Source organism: Microvirga arvi (genome assembly GCF_016892765.1).
GTDB classification, from domain to species: Bacteria; Pseudomonadota; Alphaproteobacteria; order Rhizobiales; family Beijerinckiaceae; genus Microvirga; species Microvirga arvi.
This window is the reverse complement of sequence record NZ_JAFEMD010000172.1, coordinates 1-1469: the sequence shown is the minus strand read 5'-3', so window position 1 is coordinate 1469 and position 1469 is coordinate 1. Positions and strand designations below refer to the sequence as shown.

Below are 1469 nucleotides of genomic sequence, written 5' to 3'. Positions count from 1 at the left end.
GTCATCGCAGAATCTTCCCAGAATCCTACGCTAAGAGTTTAGGAGCGTCATAGGCTGCATATGGCGTTCAGAAACAGCAGGCATCCAGCAGTACGAGCGGATGCACGATTGACGGAATTCCTCTCGCGCATTTGCAACTTTGAAACGTGCACTCCATGAGGAAGCCTCTTGCTTGATCGCGTCTTGATGGAAGCGGTTTGGCAATAGGAATGTGCAAAACGGCGAGGCCTTGTCACCCGACTGGTCCACCATGAAGAAGCACGAAATTCTCTCTCCGCAATCCCGCATCGTTCTGTTCGACCCACCGTTGGATGTCGCCGCAATCGTGCGCCACTACACCTTCTCAATGGAGGATCTGGCGCTGATCCGGCAGAGACGTCGGGATGCAAATCGGCTCGGCTTTGCCGTCCATCTCGCCTATTTGCGCTATCCGGGCCGGGTGCTCGGCCCATCGGAAATGCCTCCCCGGGACATGCTGGTCTTCATTGCCAGTCAGCTCCAAATCAATCCGTCTGCCTTCCTGGACTACGGGCAGCGCGAAGCAACCCGCTGGGAGCATCTCAACGAACTCTACGCCTATCTCGGCCTGCGGCCCTTCCGGCATGATGACGAGCTGACGATCACGCGGATTGCACGTGAAGAGGCCGCAGGGACGGATCGCGGCGATGCCATTGTTGAAACCATGATCACATTCCTGAGGCAAACCCGCGTCGTCTTACCTGCCGCAACAGAGCTCGAGCGGATTGCCCTCACAGCTCGCGCGCAAGCCCGCAAGCGAGCCTATCGCTTGTTGATTGACGGCTTGAGCTCCACTGTCAGAGCGAGTTTGAGTGATCTGATCGAGGTGGCTGAAGATCAAAGCCGGACGCCTCTGGCTTGGCTCCGTGAATGGCCAGAGGCGCCAGCTCAGAAGAATCTCGCCTCAATTGTGGAGCGGCTGCAGGTCGTGCGCTCCTTGGGCATTAAGCCGGATCGTGAGCGGCGCGTTCACCGGGCCCGCTATGCGGCAATTGCCCGGGAGACAGCCATCCTCAGCGCTCAGCATCTGTCCCGCCTGGAAAGTGAGCGGCGGCTTGCATCTTTGGTTGTCTTCGCCCGCGAGATGGAGGCAGAGCTGACCGATGCTGCGATCACGATGTTCGACAAGATGATTGGCAGCGTGTTCCGCAAAGCCGACCGTCAGCACAAGGAACAGGTTGTTAGCCGAGCGACGACGATCGATAGCGCCGCCCGGGCGCTGATCGACATGGCCAAGGCCATGCTGGAGGCCCGGGCGAGAGGAGCCGATCCGCTTGTGGCAGTCGAGCAAACCATCGGCTGGCGCGAGCTTGAGGCATTGGTGGGCGAGATTGACCAGACGATTGGGAATACCCGACAGGATAACCTGGCGGAGGTCATTGACCACTATCCCGGCATTCACCGGGTCGGCAAAATGATCCTTCGGACCTTCACCTTCCATTCATGGAAGG

The 1469-nt window shown here is 58.7% G+C and carries 1 protein-coding gene; it reads left to right on the top strand.

Going from position 1 to position 1469, the window contains the following annotated elements; translation table 11 throughout:
• Window positions 1-250: 250 nt before the first annotated feature.
• A partial coding sequence (locus ILT44_RS30335; protein ID WP_204243326.1) for a DUF4158 domain-containing protein occupies window positions 251-1469 on the top strand: 1219 nt, incomplete at its 3' end.